The sequence below is a fragment of the Methanospirillum stamsii genome (assembly GCF_003173335.1).
Lineage (GTDB): Archaea > Halobacteriota > Methanomicrobia > Methanomicrobiales > Methanospirillaceae > Methanospirillum > Methanospirillum stamsii.
The window spans coordinates 67,608-91,348 of sequence record NZ_QGMZ01000010.1 but is presented as its reverse complement, the minus strand read 5'-3'; the positions used below and the strand labels follow the sequence as shown (position 1 = coordinate 91,348).

14 protein-coding genes are annotated in these 23,741 nt (G+C 43.0%); 3 read left to right on the top strand and 11 right to left on the bottom strand.

The window, feature by feature from the left end; translation table 11 throughout:
* Positions 1–135: 135 nt before the first annotated feature.
* A complete protein-coding gene (locus DLD82_RS04720; protein ID WP_109939958.1) occupies positions 136–1,764 on the bottom strand; it encodes a CotH kinase family protein in 1,629 nt (542 codons plus the stop codon).
* A gap of 460 nt (positions 1,765–2,224) precedes the next feature.
* Between DLD82_RS04720 and DLD82_RS04715 the strand changes: the two genes are divergently transcribed.
* Positions 2,225–4,111 (top strand): PAS domain S-box protein, encoded by a 1,887-nt coding sequence (locus DLD82_RS04715; RefSeq protein WP_181391255.1) that lies wholly within the window; start codon positions 2,225–2,227, stop codon positions 4,109–4,111.
* Positions 4,112–4,131: 20 nt separating this feature from the next.
* Here DLD82_RS04715 and DLD82_RS18885 read toward each other — a convergent pair whose 3' ends face one another.
* The 5 genes from DLD82_RS18885 to DLD82_RS19135 all read right to left on the bottom strand — a co-directional run bounded on the left by DLD82_RS18885 (position 4,132) and on the right by DLD82_RS19135 (position 13,093).
* Entirely contained in the window at positions 4,132–6,294 is a 2,163-nt protein-coding gene (locus DLD82_RS18885) for a PAS domain-containing protein (RefSeq protein WP_219968303.1), read from the bottom strand.
* 192 nt (positions 6,295–6,486) lie between these two features.
* The gene (locus tag DLD82_RS04690) at positions 6,487–8,550 is read right to left on the bottom strand and encodes a thioredoxin domain-containing protein (protein ID WP_109939956.1); all 2,064 of its coding nucleotides are present in this window, start codon (positions 8,548–8,550) and stop codon (positions 6,487–6,489) included.
* Between the two features lie 76 nt (positions 8,551–8,626).
* Complete coding sequence (locus DLD82_RS04685; protein ID WP_109939955.1) at positions 8,627–9,511, bottom strand: proline iminopeptidase-family hydrolase; 885 nt, start codon at positions 9,509–9,511, stop codon at positions 8,627–8,629.
* Positions 9,512–9,593: 82 nt separating this feature from the next.
* A complete protein-coding gene (locus DLD82_RS04680; RefSeq protein ID WP_109939954.1) occupies positions 9,594–12,689 on the bottom strand; it encodes a PAS domain S-box protein in 3,096 nt (1,031 codons plus the stop codon).
* A 230-nt stretch (positions 12,690–12,919) separates the two neighbouring features.
* Positions 12,920–13,093 carry a hypothetical protein gene (locus DLD82_RS19135; RefSeq protein WP_245920362.1) on the bottom strand — a complete coding sequence of 58 codons (174 nt, stop codon included), beginning with the start codon at positions 13,091–13,093 and terminating at the stop codon, positions 12,920–12,922.
* Here DLD82_RS19135 and DLD82_RS04675 point away from each other — a divergent pair.
* On the top strand, positions 13,016–13,600 hold the full coding sequence (locus tag DLD82_RS04675) for a response regulator (RefSeq protein ID WP_342764532.1): 585 nt from the start codon (positions 13,016–13,018) through the stop codon (positions 13,598–13,600). The two genes, DLD82_RS19135 and DLD82_RS04675, sit on opposite strands and share 78 nt — an antisense overlap.
* Positions 13,601–13,694: 94 nt before the next feature.
* On the opposite strand, the gene DLD82_RS04670 is transcribed toward DLD82_RS04675, so the two are convergent.
* Entirely contained in the window at positions 13,695–16,169 is a 2,475-nt protein-coding gene (locus DLD82_RS04670) for a methyl-accepting chemotaxis protein (protein ID WP_109939952.1), read from the bottom strand.
* A gap of 242 nt (positions 16,170–16,411) precedes the next feature.
* Entirely contained in the window at positions 16,412–16,879 is a 468-nt protein-coding gene (locus tag DLD82_RS04665) for a hypothetical protein (RefSeq protein ID WP_109939951.1), read from the bottom strand.
* Positions 16,880–17,095: 216 nt separating this feature from the next.
* Between DLD82_RS04665 and DLD82_RS04660 the strand changes: the two genes are divergently transcribed.
* Positions 17,096–17,710, top strand: a complete 615-nt coding sequence (locus DLD82_RS04660; RefSeq protein WP_181391254.1) for a response regulator — start codon at positions 17,096–17,098, stop codon at positions 17,708–17,710.
* Positions 17,711–17,733: 23 nt separating this feature from the next.
* On the opposite strand, the gene DLD82_RS04655 is transcribed toward DLD82_RS04660, so the two are convergent.
* The 3 genes from DLD82_RS04655 to DLD82_RS04645 form a co-directional block, all read right to left on the bottom strand.
* Positions 17,734–19,134, bottom strand: coding sequence for a response regulator (locus tag DLD82_RS04655; protein ID WP_109939949.1), 1,401 nt, complete (start codon positions 19,132–19,134; stop codon positions 17,734–17,736).
* Complete coding sequence (locus DLD82_RS04650; RefSeq protein WP_109939948.1) at positions 19,118–22,276, bottom strand: PAS domain S-box protein; 3,159 nt, start codon at positions 22,274–22,276, stop codon at positions 19,118–19,120. The genes DLD82_RS04655 and DLD82_RS04650 overlap by 17 nt, the downstream gene beginning before the upstream one ends.
* Before the next feature lie 125 nt (positions 22,277–22,401).
* Positions 22,402–23,721, bottom strand: a complete 1,320-nt coding sequence (locus DLD82_RS04645; RefSeq protein ID WP_109939947.1) for an FAD-dependent oxidoreductase — start codon at positions 23,719–23,721, stop codon at positions 22,402–22,404.
* Positions 23,722–23,741 lie beyond the last annotated feature (20 nt).

Genomic DNA, 23,741 nt, shown 5'->3' with positions numbered 1-23,741 from the left:
AGAACGGTAATTTGAGTTTCTTTGAGATCATAAAATATGGAACGATTGAATGAGTCAAGTGACTCTGAAAATATCTCTGTCTCACTTGAAAAATTGACAGAGCCATAATGTGGAATTACTGAAAAAAAGGATAAATTATTTCGTTTCTTCTTCCTGTAAATACTCCATTGCTTCGGCATATTGCGTATTTATATGTTCTTTCAGCTCTTCGTATGCAGCATCAAAGTCAGAATCATCGGTGAGATAGGTATACCCTTCACGTTCCCCGTCCGGACCGATGACGGATGATTCGATAATATCATGGTATTTATCGAACTCTTCTGCAAGTTCGGTGGTATTAAAACAGTTCTCTGCCACATTAGCCAGGATATCCACATACATGGCATGGTAGACCGGATCATCCATCAGGTACCGGATAAGAGGCCACCGGTCAGTAACGGTATCCATACTAAAGGTAACAGTGCTGCCCATACCTCCATGTCCGCCTCCATCTTCCGGCATTCCAAATCCACGGGGTTGTGTCATATTCATATCACCGGGGGGCATCATCCCGAACCCCTCGGTTCTATTCATCCCGTCCGGACCCATTCCTCCCATGCTGCCTCCCATGCCATCCATCAATGCATAATTATTATCCCAGGGGATCCAGCTGAGAGTTCCGGTATCCGGATTGTTATACAGATAATAATTCCGTGAATTTCCACCATATGTGTCCCAGTTTTTAATCAGGGTATTCGTTGCAAGCCAGGTGAGAAATTCCTCGACATCAAAGATGGATTCAAGGTCTGACCGCCAGGTTTCCGGACTGGTGTTTCGGGTATCAGCGTGAAGAACGGAATAGAGCGTTTCAATATCAGAGTAATCTCCTTCGTCCTCGTTTGTCTTCTTCTCAAAGTCTTCAAGGTCTAACTTCCCTTCGGCAAAGGTGGCTCCTTCTCCTTCAGGCTTATAGAGATTACCGGTTCCGTTGGAAAACTGAGTCTCAATTACGGTATCATCGATACTTTCAACCAGGGTATATAATCCAAAATATTCCGGCCCGTCCCCATGGTCAAGGTATACCCGGTAAAATGCCGTCTCTGGAGCGACAATTCCGGCCGCTTGGAAGATTTCCGGAACAATTTTCTCCCGGATAACCGATTTGTCAGACATTCCGGACTGCAGATTCAGTTCTTTAAATCCATAGAATTTCTGGTTTTCTGTTTCAGGATAATCGTCCTCATAATGATCCATATCAATTTTCAGAGATATTTTCCCGATTCCCTGCTGCCAGGCAGTCATCAGCGAGTTAACTCCCTTATACCGAAGCCCGACGTTCTCGAAGTTCTCTCCATTAAAGGAGATATTGGCCGGAACATAGATTGGATCTTCCTGGTCCATCATATCGCCCGGACCACCATCTCCGGGAGGTTCCATCATGTTCTCACCAGGAGTTACGTTTGTAAAGTTCTCCGGTCGGATTCCGCCCATCTGTCCGGGCCCGGTCATGGTCCGGTTGCCGAATTCACCATATTTACTCTCCATATCTTCCTGTATTTCTTCCCAGGAGTCCTGGCTGATGGTTATATAGATCTCCCTTATTTCATCATCCGGGAAAACGGTTTCATAATCTGGTGCAGTATCGGATGCATCACTATCTGCTTCATCAATAACAGGCTCTTCACCGTCTGTTACCACTTCTGCACACACTCCCTGAAAGAGGATAGCAATTATAACCGCAAAAAACAGGGTTATTATCACAGTTGTGCATTTTTTGTCTTTCATATATGCCCGCCATATAGTATGCGTTTTATCTCGGATTCTGATCGTCTGATTGAGAACGAATCACGGGTATTCTCCAGAGCGATCAGCTACCAAAGTACTCCCTGTTTCTCACTAACTTATATAAGAAAACCTGATTTGACCGGTTGGATAATACAACCGGCAGATACATGATTCAGACAATCAGGAGTATGAATGTTTAGAGTCATATTTCTATCAAATTCTGAAAACGGGCGCAATTTCTTCAGAATTATAGAAAGTTCAATTGAATATCTTTTTACTCATTCAAAACGTATCTATTTATTCAACTGATAATTGCGGAATACTGGAAATCCTTAAAAATTCTCATAAAATAAAGGGATTTTCTGGTCTACGTAATAATCACTATGGTAGTATTCAAAGCTCTGGCTAAACCAGAACGATGCATGATTATCTGGAATCCGTCTCCTCAGGCAAAAGAAGCATGCTGGGTGAAATAACCGAAGGGCTGTGGCATAAGGATTTGAGCATGAGATATCCGGGATTTCAGTCCGCAAAAAAGCAGATGATCTCTGTTCTCTTTGTGGACGATGAACCGGACATTCTTGTTCTGACAAAGATATTCCTGGAACGAACAGGAGAGTTCAGGGTAGATACTGTACAGTCTGCTCAGGAAGCCCTGAAAAATCCCCAAATACAATATTATGATGCCATAGTCTCTGATTTCTCGATGCCAGGGATGAACGGGATTGACTTTTTAAAGAAAGTTAAAAAATTATATGGCAATATTCCCTTCATTCTTTTCATCGGCGAAGGAAGTGAAGAGATTGTTATTGATGCTATCAATAATGGTGCTGACTTTTACCTGCAAAAAAGTGGTTCACCAGAAATCCGGTTTGCCGAACTCGCTTTCCGGGTAAAGCAGGCAGTGCGAAAAAAACAGGCAGAAGCTGCACTCATTGAGAGCGAAGAGCGGTTCAGGGGCATTGCAGAGAGATCTTCAGATCTTACCCTGATTCTTGATGAAGACCTGACTTTGACCTATGTCTCTCCTTCCTCCCTGACGCTCCTTGGGTATGAATCACATGAACTTTTAGGGAAATCGTTAAATTACGCCTCCAAAACCATATTTGCTCAAAGTGGTTCTCAATATGTACATGCAATTCAGAGGATTCTGCGGGGAGAGTTCGTAGGTAACATTGAGATCTGTCTAAGTAAAAAAGACAAAAGTCAGGTAGATGTGAATTTGTTTGCAGTTCCTATCATCTGTGATGGGGTCTTTGAAGGAGCACAGGTTTCAATCAGGGATGTAACTCCGGTAAAAATTGCAGAAAAAGCCCTCAAAGATAGTGAAGAAAAATTTCGTTCCTTTGTTGAGAATGCATATGATATCGTCTACTCAATGACAACGAACGGAATTTTCTCCTATATCTCACCACGGATTACCGCACAACTCGGATATGAACCCGGAGAATTAATTGGTAAATCAGCCCGTCTTGTAATTCATAACGATGATTTTCCACGAAATCGTGAGATCTTTCTAAAAGCCGTCAAAACCGGAAAAAACATGAACGGGAATGTATATCGTGTCAGACATAAGAATGGTTCCTGGCAGTGGCATTCCTTAAGCCTCTCTCCGATAGTCGATTCCCATAATACTGTTATCAGGGTCCAGGGTATCAGCCATGATATTACCGTTCTCCGGAGTTCTGAAGAGGCAATCCGGAAAGCAAATCGTCAGTTAAGTCTGCTTACGGGTATTACCAGGCATGACATTCTCAATAAGATTACCATAATACTTGGATATCTGGAGATCATTGAGATGGACTCTTTAATGCCCCAACAATCTGAATATCTTGAGATAATAAAAGATGTAACCAATGAAATTAAGACCCAGATTGATTTCACCCGGATTTATGAGAAACTTGGTTCCTGTGAACCAAAATGGGTCTCTCTCAAATCCATCATTCCATGGACACTGATCCCTGAAGGTATACATTTGAGTATGGATCTTGATGAAATCTCCCTGTTTGCAGATCCTATGTTGGAAAGGGTATTCTTTAACCTTCTGGATAATTCAATACGGCATGGGAAGAGCGTATCAAAAATCATGCTATCAGCCCGTGAATCAGCAGGTGGCCTTACGGTAATCTGGGAAGATAACGGAGTTGGTATAGATTCTGAAGAAAAAGAAAAGATTTTTGAACGAGGTTTTGGTCAGAATACCGGTCTTGGCATGTTTCTTGTCCGGGAAATCCTCTCTCTGACCAACATCTCGATTATAGAAAACGGTACCCCGGGGGTTGGTGCCAGGTTTGAAATTCAGGTTCCATGGGGTGGATTCAAGCGAAATAAAACCGAAAACAAATGATAAAATCAGGGTTTATTTTTTTATGGTGTCAGCCTTGTTGCGATGCTAAGGAGGACATCTTTCCCTTCCCATGCTATTTTTTTCACGAATACATGAAGAGGGATTATTGAACCGTTTTTGTGATAATGTTCGGCATCAAACTCGATTTCGTTTCTTTCCTGCAACATTTTCATCCGTTCGTTAATCAATTGTTCACTCTCCAGAGCATCGAGTTCATGCAGGTTTTTTGATAAAAATTCCTGACTCGTATATCCGTGAAGGAGGAAGGTCTGTTCATTTGCATAGAGCATGTTTCCGTCATAGTCATGAACGGTCACAGATGCCGGGAATTCATCAGAAATTTTTGCTAGAAGCCTGACAAGTTCATCTCTCTTTCTCCGGTCTGTATCGTCAAAAATAATTCCGTCAAAGATGAGGTTGCCATATTCCATGATTGGATTTGAAACAATTTTAAGCCAGATTCTCTCCCCGGAGGGTTTTTGAAACCAGCCTTCATAATCCCACGGTTTTTTGTTTTTTACAACATCCTGCATTGATAGTTTGAATCGTTCCTGGTCTTCTTGTATGATTCCCTGAAAAAAATTCTCCAGAAATGTATTAAAATTGTTTTCTATTCCTAATATTCGGATACTCTGGTCACTGATATACTCGAATATGAATGTTCCGTCAGGTTTTGCATGGACCCGGTATACCACCCCGGGAACATTGCCGGCCATTGACTGGAACTGCTGCTCATTCCTATGTAGTTCCTTCTCCTGCTGAACAAGTTCTTCGTAATTTGCCCGTAGTTCCTCTTCTGTTGCAGTTATCTCTTCGTATGCAGCCATTATCTCTTCATTTTTCCGGAGAAGATCCTGTTCTGATCTCTTTCTCTGAAGAATTCCCCACATGCCGCTCATCAGGAGGTTTAACTGGCGGATATCTGATGGTTCATAATTTTTTTCCTTGTTTCCTACTCCTGCAACAATGACGATACGATCCCCGTCAAAAACCGGAATGCCCAAATGTCTTGTCAGGTGTACATGCCCCTTTGGTATCCCTTTTTTAAGAGGGCTGTCTGCTGCATAATCATTGGTGACAACAGGTCTTCTCTGTCTGAGTGACTCTCCCCATAGACCTGTGTTGGCTAGCTTAAATGTTCGTGGTTTATCCAGTACCTGGCACTCTTTCATCGCTTTTTCAGACCAGGAGTACATGGTAAGTTCTGATTCATCTTCATGTACGAATGCGATGTATCCGATAGTACTCTCGGTAAGTCTGACTGCTTCATCCAGGGCAAACCGGGTAATAACCTGTTCCGGTTCGTCAATCATCCGGTGTAACTCTAAGAGTTTTTCAAGGCGTGCCTCATCAAGTCGTAATGCAGCCTCTGCCCGTTTATTTTCGGTTATCTCCCGGATGGATTCGATAGCCCCGACAACTCCGCCCTGATTATCATAGAGTGGGGAAGCACAAAACCAGAATGAAGCCCCTGTTCCCTCATGAAAATGTGAAAGAGTGATTTCGGTTGAGAGGTTTTCTCCTAGTTTTTTTATTGCAGAATATTTTGCAGATGTCTCCGGGTCATCATGTAAGACAAGATCAATGAGCATGGGGCGGCGTGTAAGATAAAACGGGATGGAATACTCATAATCTCCTTTTCCTAAGATATCTCCTGCCTGAACTCCGGTCAATTGTTCCATTGCCCGGTTCCATGCAATAACGATGCCATCTGAATTTATTGCGAGGGTTGCATCCGGAAGAAAATTCATGATGTCTGCTTCAAGTTGCTCATGATCCCTGATGCTGGATTCAAGTCTTCTCTGTTTTACTGCCTGCCGGACTTTATGGGCCAGTTCTGCAAACTGGGATTTTGGTAGACCGCCCTTTTGTAAGTAAAAATCGGCTCCTTCATTAAGGGCTTCAATGACTACCTCTTCCCGGCCCTTTCCGGTGAATAAGATGAATGGAATCTTGTTTCCTGTTTTCCGGACAACTTTCAGGAACTCAATTCCATCCATTTTTGGCATCTGATAATCTGATATTATCGCGTCAAAGGATTGGGAATTCAGAATATCAAGTGCTGATAATGCAGATTCCTCTGTAAAAACCTGGAAATTTTCAAACCTCTCAAGGAAGACTTTTCCGATTTCAAGCAGAGTAGGTTCATCATCAACATAAAGGAGTTGAATGGTATCTTTCATGATGGGGTCCTGATGGTATTCTGACTATTAGTATCGGGCTTATAGTTTCTCAAGAAAATATTTATTATCTGTCATTTATTTAGATCTCTCATGCACTAGTGATACCTGTTAATCTCCTTAAAAAACGATAAAAAACTCCGGATGATCCACTTTTTACTCTCGTCAGTTCCCCCCGGATATTTTTGATACGTATCACATTCCCTGATCAGTTATCCATTTTTCCCATTCTTTGACAGAAGTTACCGGAGGATAACAGTGCGTTTCACCACAGATATGAAGGGTCGGTGTCCGGGGATATGCCATGACCTCCGGGATGACTGATGAGACAGAAAGAGGATCCACAACCGGAATAATTACGCTGCCCGGAAGATAGTGTGTTCTGGCCTTTTCAAGAAGGCCGGATATCTCTGCTGACTGGTTGTATAACAGGGCAATTATCCGAAAGCCGGTCTTTTTTTCCATGTAGGCACTGAGAAATGAGAGCATACCTCCTGAACCCCTGCCAGATACGCCGCCTGCTATTCTCATGAGCTGATGATACTGCCGTTCATGGGTTTTATCTCCGGTTACCCGGACAAGGCGTTCAAGCAGGAGGGCTGCAGCACCATTAACTGATGGTATTGCTCCATCCGGAAGGTCCATAAGGCGTACCGGAAGATCAGTGGCATCGTTTGCAGAGTGATAATATCCTCCTTTTTCCGGATTCCAAAACCGCATGGTAACCTGGTGCATGAGTTGATTCGTGGCAGTCATCCAGGTGATATCCCCGTCTGCCTGAAAGAGATCAAGGAATGCCTGCGATAAGAAGATATAATCACCGCTCATTCCTGGCTGCCCGGTGTTCCCCCGGTGCCAGTGATGGTAGATACTGCCATCTTCCCGGATCATGGTTCTTTGAAGAGCCCGGGCCGCCCGGACGGCTGTATCATAATACGTTCTCTTTCCAAACGTCAGAAAACCCTGAACCAGGGCGGATATCATAAGTCCGTTCCAGTCGGTCAGGATCTTGTCATCAATTGCCGGATAGGAACGCCTGCTCCGGGCCATGAGTAATTTCTCCTGCATCCGGGAAAGCCAGGTCTCCGGTGATGAAACTCCCCGGTCATTCAGGGCGATTAGAGGGTTTTTTCCCGGATGAAGGACATTGCTCCCGCTCGCTATCCCGTGGCCGGATACATTTCCTTCCCTGGTAATTCCATACAGCTCACAAAACAGTCTGCCGTCATCATTTCCAAGAACTGCCATCACCTCATCATAATTCCAGAGATAATACGCTCCTTCTCCTTCCTGACTGTCGGCATCAATCGAAGACCAGAATCTGCCCTCCGGGTCGGTAAGGTATGCACAGACATAATCTAAAATTCCGGTTCCTGTGGTTTGAAAGATCGGATCGGGTGAGATTTGGTAACTTTGTGCATATGCCATTGCAAGAAGAGCCTGGTCATAGAGCATCTTCTCAAAATGAGGAAGTTTCCATTCCCTGTCTGTTGCATACCGGTGAAATCCTCCGTCAAGATGGTCCCTGATCCCGCTTACTGCCATCTTTTGAAGGGTAAACTCTGCCATTTCCCATGCCTTTTTTTGTGAAAATACGTGGTAGTATTTGAGCAAAAAAAAAATCTGGGGAACTGATGGAAACTTGGGGCTTTTAGAAAACCCTCCATAGGTCTTATCAAATCCGGCAGAGAGTGAAGCATATGCATCATGAATGGTTTTTTCAGAAAAATCATCTGGATGATGGGTGGTAACCTGTATAACTGCATTGATAAGTTTTTTTCCGGCATTGTTCACCTCTCCACGATGGTTTTTCCAGATATCAGAGAGGTATGGGATGAGCTCCATCATCCCCGGCATACCCTGACGACCCTTCTTTGGGATATAGGTTGCAGCATAAAACGGTTCCCGGTCAAAGTTAAGAAAGATACTGAGCGGCCATCCCCCTGTGCCGGTCATAATCTGGCAGACCGTCATGTATACCTGGTCAATATCAGGCCGTTCCTCCCGGTCAACCTTGATACAGATAAAATGGTTGTTGAGTGATTCTGCAACGGTTTTATCTGAGAAACATTCCTGCTCCATTACATGACACCAGTGACAGGCAGCATATCCGATTGAGAGAAAAACCGGGAGGTCACGCTCCTTTGCCTCCTGAAATGCTTCATCCCCCCAAGGATACCAGTTCACCGGATTTGAGGCATGCATAAGGAGGTACGGGCTTTTTTCTCCGGCCAGCCTGTTTTTCCGGTCAGTGGTCATGATACCGTATCCGTCCGTTTTTGGTCTGTTGTTTTCATGGTTAAAACCCTGTTTTGTTGGTCATTGATCTGCCTGTCTACGGTTTTTCAATAGAAAAGAGAAATTCCCTGACTGTTTTGATATATGCCTCTTCCTGCTCGAGATGATGTGAATGAGATGCATCCTCAAAAATCACCAGATGTGAATCCGGGACCATACTCTGATAATACCTGGTGGAATCCGGAGATGCTTCGTCATATCTCCCACAGGTAAACAATGTTGGTACAGCGATTTTGGAGAGGTAAGGCCCTTTTTCATAGGTCTTTAGTGTTCCGGTTATGGTAAATTCACTCGGTCCCCACATATATTCATACACATCAAAGGCCATTTTACTCATGGATGCTTCCAGGCATACTGGCCAGGGGTCAAGCCGGCAGACATGCTTTTTGTAAAATACCATCATTGCTTCCTGGTATTCCGGGGAGTCATAATCACCTGTTTCTTCACATTTTAGAATTATTTCCCTGGTTTTCTGAGGTAATTCACCGATATATCTTCGCTGGTCGGCATGCCAGCGTGAAACACTCAGGCAGGGAGCGGAGAGGATTAAAGAATTGACGCCACGGGGGTTCATGGCAAGCATATATTCCACCACCAGCATCGTCCCCCAGGACTGACCCAGAATGTGAATTTTTTCAAGTCCGAGTTTCTCCCTGATGGTCTCAAGTTCACGGGTGTAATAATCGAGCGAATAATGGTGGGTATCTGCAGGTTTATCAGAGTTTCCGCATCCATACTGGTCATACCAGATAACCGGCCTGTCTGAAGAAAGCGGATTCAATCCGGTAAGGTAATCATGGGGAACACCCGGCCCTCCATGGAGAATAAGAAGTGGAATGCCGGGGTTTTGAGCTCCATCCATCCTGAACCAGATCCGGTGTCCGCAAACCTCGATGTATCCTTCCCGGCTGTCAATTGACATAATAATTCAGGTATGGTGAGCAGTGATGTAAACCTTATGTAATTGGTAAATTCGAATATTTTCTGACGATAATTCGGGATATTCACGTTTGTCTCGGGTTATATCTCCAGTTATCATGAGGTACGATAATCTCAAACCTGGCACCTTTGCCTATAGTTCCGGTTTCCTGAATTGACATTTTGGTAATTGATAGTATTTCACGGGTTAGAAATAATCCAAAACCGGTATTCTTGCCAAATCCCTGTTCGAATATCTTTTCTTTCTCTTTATCCGGAATTCCGATCCCGTTATCTTCGAAGATAATAATCCCATTTTCTGGAGTTTTTTTGAAGGATATGGTAATTTTCGTAACATGCCCGCCATGACGAATTGCATTCTCGAGGAGATTATAACAGACTTTTGAAAACATGGGGTCGGTAAAAATTTCCAGATCTCCTGTCGTAACTTCTATCTGTAATTTTGAAAATATAGGATTATTTTTTTCATTCTCCACAGCCCTCTCAACTCTTTCCCATACCGGTTCTTTAATTCCCATCTCCTGATAGTCCCTGGTAAAGAGAATCTGCCGGTAAATAGTATCGGTGGTCCTGGTAAATATATCTAAATCTTCTTTATATGGAGAATCAGGGCTTATCTTCCTCTCAAAATTATTTTGCATTAAAAATAAAATCTGGACCTGGTTTAAAATATCATGCCTGGTTATTGAAGAAAGGAGGTGCATTTTTTTGTTTGCCTGAAGAAGGGCATCACTAAGCCTGATTATTTCGGTGATGTCATTCATTACCATGAGCAGAGCATCAGTATCCTGGATATGAATGATGTCTGCTGACAAAATTCCGGTAACTAACCGCTTATCTTTTGTTTTGATGGTAATCTGATTATTTCTGCTGCTGCCTTTCTGCTGTATCTGCTTACTTATCGTCGCTTGCATCCGGACATCATCAAATATGCCCAGTTCTGCAGGGGTTTTCCCAATCACTTCATCAGGACTGAACCCAAGGGTGTCAAGGAACGTTTTGTTGACATCAACAAAAGCTTTGGTATCCAATCTGGAAATCGCCATAAGCGAACCACTGGAGTGAAACGCCTTTGAAAATTTCTCTTCTGAAAGTGTTAATGCAGAAATATCTTTTGAAACTCCGAATATCGCCGGATTATTATCCCAGATGCCCGGGACGACTCTGGTTTCAACCGGTATCAGATTTCCATCTTTCGTGATTAAAGGAATCGGGCAATAATTCCTCTTTCCTGCAATAATATCTGATATTATACTCGCTGCCTCTGCCCGCCTCATTTCCGGGTGAACCATCAGGACCGGTTGGCCGATAAGTTCTTCTTCGGTATATAAAAGCCTTCGAATGACCGTTTCATTGACCTTTTGAATAATCCCCTCCGGACTGAGGACAAAGATAAAATCTTCAATGGTATTGAAGAAAGTGGAGAGGTTGTTTTCACGAATTCTTACCTCTTCATCTAGTTTTTTTCTCTCAAATGATGCACCAAAAAGTCCTGCAGCAACTTCGAGTGTTTCAAGTTCCAGATAGCTCCATTCAAACTCCGAAGCACAATAATCAAATCCGACAAAACCTGAAAATTTGTTATTTGAAAAGATGGGGACCATGGCGATTGATTTTACATCCAGAATGGAAAGCATGGTCTGCTCTTTATCTGGAAAATCCCGTATGTTCCCATAGATTATACCTCCGTTAAAAAGGACCGAACCCCATCTTTCATAACCTGCGGATTTCCAATCCAGATTCTGAAAAAGCGGATCGTTTATCTGGGGAATGATGCCCTCTGAAACCCATTCATATTTCTGACTGATAAGAGCTATTCCATCTTTGGAATATTCATGATTGAAAATGTATACCCGGGAAACACCGACCGCTTTACCAATTCTTGATAGGACCTCATTTATTGTTTCGTCACTGAGCGATGACATCATCTTTGTAGCAGCAAAACTGATGGCTCCAAGAATATTTTTCTTGCGTATTAACTGCTGTTCAGTCTTTTTACGGTCTGAAATATCAATGGTAGTCCCTGTCATCCTGGCCGGGCGGCCTTTTTCATCCCATTCAGTAATTTTTCCTCGGTCCTGAATCCATACCCATCTGTTATCTTTGTGGCGTATCCGGATTTCAGATTCATAATAAGGGATTTTTCCGGATAAATGCTCATGAATTATCTTTGTAAGAGTTTTCAGGTCTTCAGGATGGGTCAGACTCTCCCATTTTTCAATGGTCATGGGCATAAGTTCAGGAAGAGTGTATCCGATAATTTCAGCAGTTCGCTCGTTAAATGTCATCTCACCCTTCTTAATATTCCAGTCCCAAAGGCCGATTCTTGAACCTTCAAGAGCAAGACTGAGTTTTTGCCCGGTTTTGCGAAGTGCTTCTTCTGCCAGGTGCTGGGCAGAAAGATCAATAATATGAATATAGTATGCAGAAATTGTTCCATCACGCTTTGTGTGAGGTGTCAGGGAGATGTCTACAAAAATGGTATCCTCCCTGTTATCGACCTGAAATATTCCTGATTTTTGTGCCTGAAAATCCAAAGTCGTAGAATATCTGATGGTCTTTCCGGTTTTGAGTTTTTCAAGTGTTTCCTGAGAGAACATATGGTTCGAAAAGAGTGTTCTGTTCTTTATCTTTGATATTGATGATATCCGAAGTAATAGCAGGGCTGCCGGGTTTATGTCTATCAGCATTCCCTCCGGATTAAAAATAATAATCCCTATTGGTGACTTTTCAAACAGTTCACGGTATTTTTTTTCATTTTCGAGCAGACGTTCATCAGAATATCTCCTGTATGCAGCCTGCCTTATCATATGGGTAAGCTCGGTAAACAGAATCTCCGCATTATCTCCTTTTTTCAGGTAATAATCGACCCCGCTGTTTATTGCGTCAATAACAGTATCCTCACTACCCTGACCGGTAAAAAGGATGAACGGAATGGATGATGTTTTTCTGATCTCTTTCAGGAGTAGAATTCCATTCATCTCAGGCATTGAATAATCTGAAACGATGACATCATACTTCATGTGCCCAATTTTCTGAAGGGCTTCCTGTGCTGATAAGACACAATCAAAAATAAAATTCCCTCTTATTGCCAGGGATTCAGTTATTGCCTCAAGAAATAAGGGTTCATCGTCAACCAATAGAACATGTACCGGATTCATTGTCTGACTCGTCAGTATCCATTTGAAACAAATTTTTGTAGAATAATATGCTGTTTCACGTATGTTCTGAGAAATTGGAGATGATTACTATTTTTTCAGGTTTTATTATTATTGAGAGAGGCTATGATTTTATCCGGTATAAATGTAGCTCATGATCGCCCAGGTATTTACTTTTTTGTTTCCTCTCATATTGATGGTAGAAAGGAGTTTTATGTCAATACATAGAGATACTATAATTCATCAGAATCAGTGAATATGCCCTGGAGGTTGGGATCATACAAAAGAAAATTCTTCTTATCGACGATGAACTGATTTTTATCGAATCGATAACCAAAGCCCTGAAATCCTGCAGCCGGCAATGGCATTTTGCTGCGGTAGATAACCCTGCCGATGGTATTATGCATCTGAAGAGGGAGTCATACGACCTTGTTCTTCTTGATATCATCATGGATCCGGTTGACGGATGGGACACTCTGGCAAGGATTCGAAATCTCCCGAACGGAGTAGATATCCCGGTCATTTTGTTTTCTGTGAAAAATCTCCAGTTGGATGAAATAATCAGGTACGGAAATTATCTTTCCGGATTTATCAAAAAACCCTTTGTTGATGCTGAATTATGTGAAACCCTGACCGAATTCTTCTCCTGGTATGATCTCCTGATTTCAAATGCAAAAGCAGCAAAAACACAAGGAGTTCCTGACGACATCTGTGCCAGATGGGTCCGGGTTGTTCGTCAGATCCATGCATATTCCCGGCTTTTAGAGTTTGTAAGTCCCTACTGTATCCCCGATAGTGTTCTCTCCGATGAAGAATGCAAAGAAAAAAGAATGAAACAGATTAATCAGATAATTGACGACAGAATAAAAGAACGTGACCGGTTAAAAATACTCTATCCGGTATTTTCTCTCTGATTATTCAGTATTTTGATACATCATTTGAACATTCATATAATCTTTTTTCCGGGAAAAAAGCATGGGAATAATAAAAAAAGTTCTGAAATTTAGGTTATCCGGACAATCTGGTCATTGAAGCCTGTATTTTTAATGACGCCTCTGCCAGGATTACCTGCATCTCTGATAACTGTTTGAGCACCGCTGCGGCTTCTTCTGATGCTGCTGCCGCTCCCACTGCTTCCTCAGCTGTTGAACCTGCAATGGTATTTACTTCAGACACACTTGCGGTTATCTCCTCTACTGAAGCTGCTTCACCTTCAGATAATACTGCAATTTCATTCATATGCACAGAGATCTGTTTTGTCTGGTCTGCAATTGACCGGAAAAAGGAGATAGTATCGGTAATGGCTTCAGAACCCTTTGAGACTTCATCTGTTGCCTGATTCATCGCCACTGCTGCTTTTTCTGATTTTTGTTGTAATAATGCAATTATCTCTGCAATATTTACCGCAGAACGCTGTGAATCCTGTGCCAGGGTTTTTACTTCATTGGCAACCACGGCAAATCCCATCCCTGCATCACCGGCACGAGCGGCCTCAATTGCAGCATTTAACGCAAGCAGGTTTGTCTGATCTGCAATACTACTGATGATCTCAACAATCTTTCCGATCTCCGTCATCTGGTTCCGGATATCATTAATCATCGAACCTACATCGTTCACCGCTGTGTTAATGGCATTAATTCCCTCTTCGGCAACAGCTGCCTGAGTTACTCCCTGCGTGGATGTGGAATCTGCATCCTTGCTCAGGTGAGAAACAGACTCAACCTTTGCTGCGACGGTTGTCACTGATGTTGACAGATCTTCCATGGCTGTCAATACCTGCTGAACTGATTTTTTGGTAATATCCGCATTTGCCTGAACATTGTCAACATTTTTCGCAATGGTATCCGCACCGGCTGCGAGTTCTTCAACCGTTGCAGCGGATGATTCAGCCGATTGTGAAAGATTTCTGACCTGGATTGAGATCTCTTCGATAAGTGATTTGAGTTCGGTCCCGACATGCTCCCCTATCTGGTTGAGTTTTTGCTTTAATTCCAGAATATCGCCTTTCACCGGAATATTCTCGTCAAACCTGGCATCGAAATCAACCTCCGCATACCGGTCAGCAACTCTGAGTGCTTCATTGAGGGGGATGGTAACTGCATCAAGCATCCGGTTGATACCGCTGACCAGTTCCTGGTAAATACCGACAAATCTGGTTGTATCACCCCTTGTTCCAAGTCTTCCTTCCTGTGCTTCTCCAATAAGGATTCCCATCTGGTCAAGCAGTGAGTTTAAGGTCCCTATCATTTTGTTCAGGGCCGGACTTATCTCATCTCCGCTGTCCTTCATCTCAATTTCATCTGCTTTTTCACCTGCTGCAATCCGCTGAATGGTCCGGATAACCGAATGCTCAAGATAATCTGCGAACGAGTCCATTGCATTTGCCATGATGCCTATTTCATCCCTTCGGTTCATGGAAAGCCGCATCGATAGATGTCCAAACGACAATTCGCTGATCATGCTCACAACACGCCTTAAAGGTCCGGTAATGCTCCTGGCAAGGATAAATGCGATGAAACCCCCAACAATTGAACTGATGATGATGGTGATGATAATTGCGTTTTTAATCGCTTCAAGAGGCCCTTCAAACTCTTCGATGTAACTTCCTGATGCAATTATCCAGTCAAACGGCTCATAATAAGTGTAAGCAACTACCTTTTCCCTTCCTTCCCACGGATACCGGATATATCCCTCCTTTGTCTGCATCATCTCCTGGATAAATTCATATTCAGCGATATTCTCTCCTTCACGATTTGGATGAATAACAAGGTCGCCATCACTGGTAATGACAAACATGTATCCGGTGGTTCCAACAGGAGTTTCCCGTACCTGATCTTTTAAAATCCCAAGTGCCTCCTCTTCCGGCATTCCATAATACAGGACACCGATGATCTTTCCCTGCTTATTTTTTATCGGTTCATAGGCTGTCAGGTATTTTTTCCCGAGGATATCTGCAGTTCCATGGTAAATCTGACCATTCCTGATAACAATATCATAGACCTGCTGTGAGAGTTCAGTGCCAATAGCCCTTGTCCCGTCTTCTTTTTTCACATTCGTTGATATTCTGATGGCTTTATCGTCGATTATCTGAAAAATGGTGGCGGTCCCTCCAACAGCAGACTGGATCCGGTCAACGATTGTTGTATCATTATTCAGGAGTAATTGAGTGCTCCCTTTAGAGAGGATCATCTTTTCTCCGGATATCTCCGGTTGTCCGGAAGAATACACGATATCGTGAAAGACAACCAGGTTTTTATTGATGGTATCCTGACTTATCTTATCAATACTACCGGTCAGGATTTTTGTGGAAGAGACCTGGTTTAAAAGGTTTATTTTAGTTTCTTTGTTCATTACATCAAGAGCAACAAAATAGGCAATTCCTCCGACGAGTAATGGAAGAATGATACAGAAACAGAGACAGAGGGTGAGAATTTTGTTGCCTATACCAAAATGCGAGACCCGGATTTTCCCTGCTGATATCATAAAATCCTAATGACCGTTCATAAACTTATGTCTTTGTATGTGGCGAACACATCTCCAAAGTTTTCGAAAATACTGAGTTTGTTTCTAATTTTAGATGAAAAATGAGAATATTTCAAAAAAGATGGTCGAAATAATATCTCAATTCGACTCGGATTTTATCGTGATCTCTCATATAATAATCAATCGGTTACGGGTGATCTGGCTTTTTCCCTGCCAGGTGATGAACCTCTAATCTTTCTTTTTTAGTATCTTTCCAGGCTGGCCCCTTCCCGGATCAATTTTTCGGTGATGTCAACGAATGCAGGAATATTTACAATCAACCATTCAAAAAAGGGGTAAATCTCCTGATAAACCGGAGACGGAAGTTCTTTTTTGAGTATCTCTACGGTAGTATCAAGGTTCGCCGGCCAGTATTCGACGAAAAATCCGTGAGATCTATATATCCGGAAAGCCCAGAGGGATGTCTGTACAAGAATCAGGGGGTCATAACTATGAAACATCGCCCCCATGAACCGGAGGTAATTGCGGGAATTATTCTCCATCATATTGATGTTGTCTGTACCAACAAGCCGTTCAATGTCCGGTCTTGACAGCATTGCATGGTTTAATTTTTCTGCAATTATGTCTATTTTTTCGTAAAAAACCTTCGTTGAAGCCTCTGATGGTTGTTGTAATTTTTGTGCAGAAAGGACAAGTGCTTCTTCCTTCATGAATATGTCCCCGTTGAATGATTCCGGTGTATTCCACTATGTAGATCTGGTTTGAATACTTTCTCATACGAATGAAAAATCGTTGTAACAAAAAAACCGCTGAAAGATATAAAAATGAAAGTTTTTCAGGGATAATCAGAGATGAACTAAATTTTTGTGATGAGATACAGGCATAGGTTTAAGTTTTTAAGTTTTCCATACTATCATGTTGAACATATGCTGATTCTGCTCATTGATGACAACGAAAAGCTCTGTGGTTTATACCAGCAAATACTTGCAAAAGGCGGGCACGATGCCAGGATAGAAACAGATCCGACAAAAGCTCTTGATGCTATTCGAGCGGTAAAACCCGACCTCTTATTGCTGGATCTCATGATGGAACCGATATCCGGATGGGATGTATTGGAGCAGATTCGTAGTTCCCCGGAATTGGCAGAATTGCCGGTGATCATCCTCACCGGAAAAGTCCTGACTGCACCCGAAGCCCTCAAATATGGTATGATTATTGAGGGATTTATCATGAAACCTCTTGAACGGAATATGCTTCTTGCTGCTATCGATGAGGTGAAGAACGTCCTTGATGAGAGTGAAGAGCGGTATTTACGTGCTCTGTCATCAGGTATGAGTCCGGATAAGGCGCTGTCATGTAAAACCGCAATCAAAAAGATGAAAATGCTCTTATTTTTGCGGGAAACTTTATCTAAACAGGAACGGTTAATGAGCCAGGGCATCGATGAGGGTTCTGATCTGATGAATAATCTTTCGGCATTACGAGAGATGATTGCCCGGGAATTTTCCAGGATTCATCAGGAAACAGAAAATTGCCCGTAAAATATTAAACACCCGTTTATTAATCATTTCAGCTCTTTTTTCAGTTGATCTTTATGTTCTGCATATCGTATCCAGGCAGCGTCAAATTTTGACATAAGATCTACAATTTTTTCACTCATGTCAAGTACATATCCCTTTTCAAGGGTCATTCCCCCTGATATTTTCATGAGCAGTTCCTGGATGGGTGTCCGCAATTCTGCAGATAATTCGCGTATCTGTTCAAATTGGGAGTAGAGGGAAGCATAATCGTTTCGTGTTTTTTCTGCTTCAAATACCGCGTGACGCAATTTTGTCACATCTTCCATGATGGTCACTAAATGGGTGGTAACTCCTTCTTTCTTAAGTGGAATCCGGGTAAATTCTATGAATTTTATGGTATCTCCAAAGTTATACTTCCTGATTCTCCGTTCAATGTCACCGGATCTGAAAATCTCCTGGATGTCCTGCATATCCCCGAAAAAAGAAAATTTTGGGGTTTCATAGAGTGGCCGTTTCAGCATATATTCACTGATTCCTGCCTTTCGTGCAAGTTCATCAAAAAGCGGGTTGTGTCCGGCCAGCATCAGTCCCTTATCAATAACAAAAGCAGGAAGTTTGAGGGCTGTAGTTATTGCCATCAGGTTTCGGATAATCTGGGGCCCTGATTCCATTGAATCCGAGGCATCGCTCCCGGTTTTTTCAATTATTGCCATATAATGTGGTGGTTTACCACTTCCCTGGAAAATAAATCCGCCAGTCAGAATGACCGGAATAATGGTACCATTTTTATGTTTTATTGAGACCTGGTCCGGAAAAATGAATGTTATATCCGATTTTTCCATTTCAGCATCTTCCGGCTCTGCAATTTCTTCCGAGCCAAAAAGAAAATCTGCAGGTTTTCCAATGAGTTCCTGTTTATTAAATCCACCAATCTCTGCTGCTGCCAGATTCATCTCTTCAATAATGCCACCATGAGAAAAACTGACAATGGGAGAAGGAACTGAAGAGATCTTTTTTCCGAGTTCAGACAGGGTTTCCGGATATTTTTCTTCTCTGACCCGTTGCTGAATCCGGTGTTTATGCAGACTCATCTCGATATTTGTCATCAATTCCCGTTCCTTAAACGGTTTGAGCAGATACCCGGATGGTGAAACCGCGATGGCACGTTCAAGGGTGGTTTTATCCGAGTGAGCAGTAAGAAAGATGATGGGGATGTCATAGAGTTCAATAATCCTCTTTGCAGCCGTGATTCCGTCCATCTCTCCTTTGAGCCTGATATCCATGAGCATCAGGTCTGGTTTTTTCTCTCCAGCTTTCTGAATGGCTGACTCTCCGGTAATTGCCTGACCGACCACCTCATACCCCATTGCGTTCAGCTTTTGCTTAATCTCCATGGAGATTATCATCTCATCTTCAACAATTACGATCTTACTCCCCTGTGGCATGCTCACTCCCTCCTATGATAAAGCCTTCATTAACTGGAATTTTCATATGGACAACTGCCCCGTTATCGGTTTGAAACGCTATCTCCCCACTGGACTGGAAGATAAGATTGGATATTATCTGCATCCCAAGTGTATCACTCGCTTCCATATCAAATCCCAAAGGAAGTCCTTTTCCGGTATCACGATAGGTAATATCCAGAAAACCTGCCTCATCAGTAACAATGGTAATGCTAATCGTCCCCTTCTTTTGTGGTTGAAATCCATGTTTAAATGAATTTGTGATCAGTTCGTTCATGATAAGTCCGAGAGGAATTCCTGCATCTATAGTCATTTCAATGGCCGGATTACAGATAAGATCCAGGGTAATCAGTGGTTCGTCCGGAGAGAAATCAGTGATTAATGTGTTCGCAAGTGAGCTGATGTATTCAAGAAGATTAATACTTACCAGATTATCTGTCCGGTAGAGTTTTTCATGCACGATAGCCATTGACAGGATACGGTTCTTACTTTCCTGCAAAACATCAAAGACGGTGGGATTATCAACCATACTGCTTTGAATCCGGAGCATACTGACAATAATCTGCATGTTGTTTTTAACCCGGTGATGGACCTCCCGGAGCAGAATGTCCTTTTCCTTCAATGATAATCGGATACTCTCCTCAGCCTGCTTTCTCACGGTAATATCCATGATGCTTCCGAGAACCGCAGGTTTTCCCTTGTAGAGTATGCCGGTGATGAGGTTTTCCATCCATATCACTCTCCCGTCTCTGGTCACGCCTCTGAATTCATAATCCAGTGCCATATCCGGGTTTAGATTGAGACGCTCATGGTTATCTGTCACCATCCCGATATCATCCGGATAAATAAAGGCAGTCACCGGGGAATTGTCAAGTTCTTCCCTGGAGCATCCCAGGATTTCTGACAAGCGGGGGTTGGTATATACAAAATGAGAATCCTGAATGAGGTATACTCCGACTAATGACTGTTCCACCGGTTTATGAAACAGCTCTTCTGTCTGGTACCTGCTGATTGCCGATCCAATCACCTCCGATGCCATGACAAGTGCTTCAATTTCTGCTATTCTGAGGATATAGTCTGTTTTCCATGCCATCATTGCCAGTGTTCCCCATAAGGTATCGGATATGAATACCGGGATCATGAGTAAAAATGACGGGATGCTTTCACTCTCGATAATTCCAAGTTCTTCTGCAATTTTTTTCCGGTCAGAAATAAAAAAACGGTTTTTGCTCAGATATTTATAAAATGAAGGGAAAATCTCCTGGCAAATGCTGCCATGCGAAATTTTATCCCCTTTTTCATCCGGCATCACCCATTCACAATAATAATCTTCAAATCCCGGTCTGTCATACAGGTTCATCCCAATCAGAATTACCTGTTCTACACCTGAAGCAAGGCCTAATAATTCAAGATAATCCGGAATAATCGGCTCCCATTCATCATTTCTCACAAGGCTCTGGGCAACGGTACTGATGGCGCTGAGAATTCTGTCTCTTCTTTCAAGTTCCTCCCTGGTGTTCACCAGGTCGGTAATATCAAGTGATGTGCCGACAAGGCCGGTTACTGTTCCGGACTGGTCATGGACCGGGATTTTTGATGAAACAAACCAACGGTGTTCACCATCTTCAATCATTTCTTCTTCAATATTGTGAATCGGAACATCCCGGGATATAACAATTGAATCGGTCTTTCGTCTTTTATCAGCAATATCCGAAGAAAAAAAATCTTCATCGGTCTTTCCGATAAGGTCATGAGGATCTGTATGCACAAATAAGCAGAATGGGGAATTTCCCATCAGATACCGGAAACTGGTATCCTTCATGTATATCTGGGCAGCAGAGGAAGCAAGAATTGCAGATATCCTCTCATAGTATTCATGCATGTTACGCTCTGCTTCCAGACGCTCACCGATTTCACGGGATATACAAAAAAGGACATTACGCCCTCCCCACATCCCAGTTGTACCCCTCGTTTCAACCGGTATTTCATCCCCTTTTTTGTTCAGGAGGGGGAAGGTGTTCTGGGTGAAACCTCCGGTTCCGGTTATATCCATGAACTGAAATATAACTTCGTCCCTGATAGCAGGAGAAAAAAGAATCTGTACTGGCATTCCGACGAGTTCTTCCTCTGTATATGCAAGAGTCCGGGTCGTCGCAGGGTTTACACTTAAAATTGTTCCATCCATATCAATGACAATGACCAGTTCCTGCATTGCCTGGTACAATTCACTGAGTTCTCTCTCCCGGTGACGGACCTGTTCTTCTGAGTGGATCCTGATAAGAGTACTACCAAGATATCCGGTCAGAAGTTCGAGGGTGTTCCTGAAATCTGATGGAAGTTTTTGTGGTTTGTCCATCATAAATGAGAGAACACCGACAACATCAGTCCCGGATTGAATGGGGATCTGTCCGCCGGATATCATCTGTTCTGACTCATTTGTCCCACTTTCGGTTGTATAATAACCGGACTTTTTAGAGTACACAACTTTGTACAGATCTCCGAAAGTGAACCGCTTAATCTGGTCATTTGGAAGATTGTGAGAGATTGCCAGTTCGAATTTATTTGTTTTGGCCTGGATGAGGTGAATGCTGCCTGATGTGCATCCGGTGAGATACCGGATTGCGGTAAGAGTGGCATCAAGAGCCTGGTTAGTGGTTGATGATGCGGAGAGTCGTTCCATGAGATCCCGCTGGGTTCTCATCATCAATTCACGGGTTTTACTCCCCTTTTCGAAATCCTGTTTTGCGCGATATCTCTCTACGGCATTGGTTATCTTTTGAGCGATTTCAGCAAATAATCTGGATGGTTCTTCACTTTTAAACTGGATAAAATCGGTTCCGGCATCCATAGCCTTCAGGATTATCTCCCGGTCATCCCGTGCGGTTAATAATACAGCCGGGATTTCCGGAACCACTGATTTGACCTTTCTGATGAATGAGATACCATCCATCTCCTCCATGAAATAATCTGTTATTATGGCATCAACATCACCGGCGATTATTCTCTCAAACGCTTCTTTTGGTGATGTATAGGCTGAAATTTTAAAATCACCAAAATCCTCCATGTAGATGCACAGCATCTCATTAAATGCAGGTTCATCATCTACCGCGATGATTTTGATCATTTTTCTTCCTGATAAGGATGATTTTTTTTAAACCTGAAAAAGGTGTTGCACTACTACCCAATGAAAAAACCCAGGTAAATGAATAATTAATTACGCATAAAAAAGATTTTATTGCGAAATCCGGATTATTTTCGTTTTCCGTTGAGGTATTTTAAAAGCCAGGGGATCCCGTCTGCAGAGGGATGTACCTCAATAAAGCGGTCAAATTCATCAATGGTGGTATTACTGTTCATCATCCACCCAAGATATGCCATGGCAACCGCTCCGGATGGAGAAGCCTCTGCAAGTCCGGTCAGATGTCCGTTTTTATCAAATTCTACGAGGGATGAACCGGTATGGTGACCTGGAACTTCCCAGAATGTACCTGGGCCTGCAGGGCCTGGAATTGAAAGAGCTTTACTTACCGTCGGGGACATCCGGCAGAATGCGAGGTCATGACTGAGTTTTATCGCCTGAGGGACGGCTATTGGGTCTGGTTCGTGGTTGTTACCGAGGATACTGTCAGCAGTTTTTCTTCCCTGGTGTCTTGCGATAGGTGTCAGATATCCGGTGCCGGTAACATCGCCTGCTGCATATATGCCCGGAACAGATGTCTCCATTCGTTCATTTACCAGGACCGCCCCGTCCGGACTACATGCAATCCCTGAAATAAAAGAAGTATTCGGGTTCATCCCGGTTGCAAGGAGAACTGCATCTGCAGGAATCTCTCGAATGCTGCTATCTTCCCGGATAATGACTCCCGAAACCCTGGTCTGGCCACTGATACCTGCAACGGTTACGTGTTCCTCAATAGAAACCCGGCCGAGATCTTTTTTTGCCTCTTTTATCAGTTGGTCCGGAAAGGTCCGAAGAAGAGAACTTCTTGCAAGGATGGTAACATTTGTCCCAAAAGAACTGAATATATATGCAAATTCTGCAGCGATTACTCCGCTGCCGATAATTACCATCCTTTTTGGCAGGTCAGGCATTGAAAGTATGGTGTGGGCTGTGTATACTCCAGGAAGACAGCATCCGGAGATCTCAGGAACTTTTGGTTGAGCCCCGGAAGCAATGATAATTGCCTCTGCAGGCATTAATTCTCCGTTTATAAAGAGATTACTCCCTTGTATCTCTGCTGTTCCTTTGATGACCTCTACTCCGGTCTGCTGTGTCTCCTGTTCGATGACTCCTGCAATCTGGCCGATTATCTCCTGCATCTTACTGATAAGGGCCGGATATGATAGTTCTGCTGAAAAATTGAGGATTCCCTGGTCCTGAAATATCCGTGCCTGTTCCATGAACCTGGCAACATCATTTAAGGCACAAATAGTCATGCAGCCCTGATGAAGACACTGGCCGCCAAGTCCTGTAGATCTTTTATCTATTATTCTGACCTTCTTTCCTGCTTTGGAAAGCCGCATCGCTGCGTACCGCCCCGCCGGTCCACCGCCAATCACGACTATCATAACAGATTATCAGATGAACT